The sequence below is a fragment of the Mesorhizobium sp. M7D.F.Ca.US.004.03.1.1 genome, from assembly GCF_003998635.1.
Lineage (GTDB): Bacteria > Pseudomonadota > Alphaproteobacteria > Rhizobiales > Rhizobiaceae > Mesorhizobium > Mesorhizobium loti.
This window is the reverse complement of the sequence record NZ_RZQG01000541.1, coordinates 1-4,167: the sequence shown is the minus strand read 5'-3', so window position 1 is coordinate 4,167 and position 4,167 is coordinate 1. Positions and strand designations below refer to the sequence as shown.

General features: G+C 62.3%; 4 protein-coding genes and 1 pseudogene. 2 read left to right on the top strand and 3 right to left on the bottom strand.

Annotated elements, in window-relative coordinates:
- Window positions 1–156 (top strand): annotated as a pseudogene (locus tag EN935_RS42250) (AI-2E family transporter); the annotation flags it as partial.
- A gap of 19 nt (window positions 157–175) precedes the next feature.
- Here the strand turns inward: EN935_RS42250 and EN935_RS24945 are convergent.
- From EN935_RS24945 to EN935_RS24935, 3 genes are all read right to left on the bottom strand, one after another.
- Window positions 176–1,072: an EamA family transporter gene (locus tag EN935_RS24945; RefSeq protein ID WP_109668553.1), complete on the bottom strand. Its 897-nt coding sequence runs from the start codon at window positions 1,070–1,072 to the stop codon at window positions 176–178.
- Between the two features lie 129 nt (window positions 1,073–1,201).
- Window positions 1,202–1,966, bottom strand: a complete 765-nt coding sequence (locus EN935_RS24940) for an arginyltransferase (protein ID WP_109668555.1) — start codon at window positions 1,964–1,966, stop codon at window positions 1,202–1,204.
- A 140-nt stretch (window positions 1,967–2,106) separates the two neighbouring features.
- Window positions 2,107–2,577 carry an RDD family protein gene (locus EN935_RS24935; RefSeq protein WP_109668557.1) on the bottom strand — a complete coding sequence of 157 codons (471 nt, stop codon included), beginning with the start codon at window positions 2,575–2,577 and terminating at the stop codon, window positions 2,107–2,109.
- 209 nt (window positions 2,578–2,786) lie between these two features.
- Between EN935_RS24935 and sthA the strand changes: the two genes are divergently transcribed.
- Window positions 2,787–4,167 (top strand): Si-specific NAD(P)(+) transhydrogenase (sthA, locus tag EN935_RS24930; RefSeq protein WP_127373706.1); only part of this gene is annotated, 1,381 nt, incomplete at its 3' end.

Below are 4,167 nucleotides of genomic sequence, written 5' to 3'. Positions count from 1 at the left end.
GTGCTGATGGCCCTGCTGGTCGCGATCTGGCGCGAATGGCTACGCGAGGTGGAGCTGACCGACGAAATCGTCCCGGGCTCGCCAGTCGAAATCGAAGCCGGCCCGCAAATCGAGGTCCTGCCGGAACCTGACGTGGCGAAGAAAGCCAGCGCCTGATCTCGAAAGCCGGCCTGCGCTACACCGGATGATGCACCGCAAGGTCGGCACGGCGCTTGCGCCCTTCATGCAGTTGCCACAGCGAATGCGCAATCAGCGTGACGATCAGGATCGCGCCGCCGATCAGGCTGTTGCGCGACGGCGTCTCGGCAAAGATCATCCATACCCAGACCGGCGCCAGAACCGTTTCCAGGAGATAGAACATCGCCACCTCGGGACCTGAGATGTATTTCGGCCCGTTGGCGAGGCAGAAGAACGCTATCGGCATGATGACGGCGCCGTTGAGGATGATCCACCATGGCGCCTCCACCTGAAAGCCGGTCTTCGAAACCATGAAGGCGGCGACGGCAAAAGGCAGCACCACCCCGATCAGCGCGGTGAAGCCCATATCCTTGCCGCTCGCCCGCGAGATGGTGATGGCGCAGGCGACGCACAGGGCCGAGCACAAGGCCATGATGTCGCCGAACAGATATCCGTTGCCGATGGAGTCGCCGACGATGATGGCAATCCCAACGATCATCAATGCCAGCGCCACCAGAGTCAGAGGTCGTGGCCGCTCCTTCAGGAACAGCCAGGAAAGCAGCGCCGAGAACATGGTGGTGAAGGCGAGGATGAAGACGAGGTCGGCGGTCGAGGTGTTGTAGACGGCGGTAATGAAGGCGATCGAGCCAAGCCCGTAGAGCGTTGCTACCGCAAGTCCCAGCCGTCCGGGAACGAGCTGTGGCGCCCTGTCGCTCAACGAGCGCCACACCGTCCAAATGACAAGCCCGGCAAGAACGGTGCAGCCGGTGCGCAGCAGCAAGATCGTCCACGCCTCGCCATGGGCGAGCCGGATCAGCGGGATGTCTACGGTCAGCGTCAGTCCGCCAAATGCGGTGAGCAGAAGTCCTTTGGTGTGAGCATCGTGAGACGACATGCAGCGGCTTTCGCAATGAATTCGGGAGAGGACGGCGGATCGGCGCAATCGCACACTCTCCGCCAACCAGCGGAAAGACCGGCATCATCTCAGTTGAAAATGTTTAGGCCCGGACTTGGGAAAGAGTAATTAGCGTGTGACCGCTTCGTTGGTGTAGCGCTCCCAGCCTTTCGGGCCGAGATGCTCCTGCGGCATGAAGCGCATCTTATAATTCATCTTGCGCGAGCCGTTGACCCAGTAGCCGAGGTAGACATGGGGCAGGCCCATCGCCCTGGCGCGGGCGATGTGGTCGAGGATCATGAACGTGCCGAGCGAACGCTCCTCGAAATCGGGATTGAAGTAGGAATAGACCATCGACAGGCCGTCGGCCATCTTGTCGGTGAGCGCCACCGCGATCAGCTCGCCCTGTCCCTTGCCGGTGATGAAGGTGTCGGGCCCGCGCCGCCGATACTCGATCACCTTGGTGTCGACATGGGTGTCCTCGACCATCATCGCATAGTCGAGCACCGTCATGTCGGACATGCCGCCACGGCGGTGGCGGGCATCGAGGTAGCTGCGGAACAGGGAATATTGTTCGGTCGAGGGCTCGGCATTGTGCATATGGCCGACGAGGTCGGAATTGTGCTGCAACACGCGCTTCATGTTGCGGCTGGCGACGAATTCCTGGGCCAGGATGCGTACCGAAACGCAGGCGCGGCATGTCTCGCATGCCGGCCTGTAGGCGATGTTCTGCGAACGCCGGAAGCCGCCTTGCGTCAACAGGTCGTTCATCTCCGCCGCCTTGTCGCCGACCAGGTGCGTGAACACCTTGCGCTCGAATTGGCCGTCGAGATAGGGACACGGCGACGGCGCGGTCAGGAAGAACTGCGGCGACTGGGTCGGATGCTGCGTCATCGAGCCTTGAAAACACTCCTTCGAATCGCTCTACCTTTGGCGCGGACGGCGAAAAATTCAACAGGATTGTGGAGACGTGGTCGACTCGACGCCTTCATATTTGCGCTCAATCGGTTGCGACTGCTCTTCAGAGGGCCGTTTCAGCGGTCGGTGCGGCTGACGACCGTGCCAAGCAAAAGGTCGTGCAAGGTGCGCTTGCGGTCGGAAAACAGTGTCACCAGCAGGACCAGCGGCGACAGGATGACGTTGCCGGCCCAGAACAGCACCGAATGGACGACCGCGGTGAGGCCGTCGATCGGCCTGCCGTCAAGCCGGTCGAGGCGGATGCCCATCATCTTCATGCCCGTGGTGGCCTGGTCGGTGCTGCCCAGCGTGTTCCAGATATAGAGGATGGCGACGGCCGGCACCAGGACGCCGAACAGCATCCAGCCAAGGCCGAGGGTCAAAAGCCCGAGGAAGAACACCAATATGGCAAACGGAATGGTGAGCAGCGCGACGATGACATAGTCGATCACGAAGGCCAGGATGCGCTTCGTGCGCACGCCGTCATAGGCCCTGACATCGTCAAGCCTGCTGGTGATGATTTCGCCGTCGAGAACGCGCGCGTTCATGTCATTTCCTCGTAACAGGGGCCCTACATAGGGTGCGGGCCGCTCAACAATGAAATGGTGAGGGCCCGTCGCGGAATCAAGATCGGGCTTTTTGCGGCGCACGAACTCAAACAGCGTGAGATGCAATCTGAACCGGTTGAATTTGCGACGCGGATGGCATTAGCTTGCTGCGGCGCAACAAAGCGCTCAGGGGTAGGGGACGGGGCAAGATGGACTACGACATGCTGGTCATCGGCAGCGGCCCTTCCGGTCGCCGTGCCGCGGTGCAGTCGGCCAAGCTCGGCAAATCGGTGCTGGTGGTCGACCGCGGCCGGCGTCTAGGCGGTGTCTCCGTGCATACCGGCACCATCCCGTCGAAAACGCTGCGCGAAACCGTGCTCAACCTCTCGGGCTGGCGCGAGCGCGGTTTCTACGGGCGCGGCTACCGGGTCAAGCAGGATATCTCGGTCGGCGATCTGGTCGAGCGCCTGCACAAGACGCTCGATCACGAGGTCGAGGTGTTGCAACATCAGTTCATGCGCAACACGGTCAAGAGCGCTCGCGCTGCGGTCAAATTTCTCGGCCCCAACAAGGTCAGCCTGACCACCGATACCGGCGATTACAGCGAGGTTGGTTTTGCCAATGCGCTGATCGCGGTCGGCACCAGGCCGCACCGGCCGCGCGACGTGCCTTTCGACAAGACCCGTGTCTTCGACAGCGACGAGATGCTGGAGCTCGATCGCTTGCCGCGCACGCTGACGGTGATCGGCGCCGGCGTCATCGGCGTCGAATATGCGACGATCTTTTCCGCGCTCGACGTGCCGGTAACCTTGGTCGAGCCGCGCAACTCCATCCTCGATTTCGTCGACCGCGAGATCGTCGACGATTTCATCCACCAGATGCGCGATCGTGGCATGACCATCCGGCTGGGCAGCGCGGTGAAGGAAATACGGTCCAAGCCGGACGCTGCCGAGGTGGAACTGGCCGATGGCCGCACCATTCGTTCCGAGGTCGTCCTCTACGCCGCCGGCCGCACCGGCAATGTCGGCAGCCTGGGCCTGGATGTCGTCGGCATCGACGCCGACACCAGAGGGCGTATCAAAGTCGATCCGCAATCCTTCCAGACCAGCGTCCCCAACATCTATGCCGCCGGCGATGTCATCGGCTTTCCGAGCCTGGCCTCGACTTCGATGGAGCAGGGCAGGGTGGCGGCCTGCCATGCTTTCGGCGTGCCCTTGCCGCCACCGCCGGAAACCTTTCCCTATGGCATCTACGCGGTGCCGGAAATCTCGACGGTCGGCCAGTCCGAGGAACAGGTGCGCGAGAGCGGTGCGGCCTATGAGGTCGGCGTGGCGCGTTTCCGCGAGACCTCGCGCGGCCACATCATGGGCGTCAACACCGGCTTCCTGAAGCTCTTGTTCTCGATCGAAACGCGCCGCCTGCTCGGCGCGCACATCATCGGCGAGGGCGCTACCGAGCTCATCCACATCGGCCAGGCGGTGATCAACCTCGGCGGCACTGTCGACTTCTTCGTCAACAACACCTTCAACTATCCGACGCTCGCCGAGGCCTACAAGATCGCCGGGCTGGATGCCTGGAACAGGATGGGGC

What these genes read in the sequence shown, in the direction of transcription:
- EN935_RS24940 (WP_109668555.1), bottom strand. Translation starts at nt 1,966, where the DNA reads ATGACGCAGCATCCGACCCAGTCGCCGCAGTTCTTCCTGACCGCGCCG.
- EN935_RS24945 (WP_109668553.1), bottom strand. Translation starts at nt 1,072, where the DNA reads ATGTCGTCTCACGATGCTCACACCAAAGGACTTCTGCTCACCGCATTT.
- EN935_RS24935 (WP_109668557.1), bottom strand. Translation starts at nt 2,577, where the DNA reads ATGAACGCGCGCGTTCTCGACGGCGAAATCATCACCAGCAGGCTTGAC.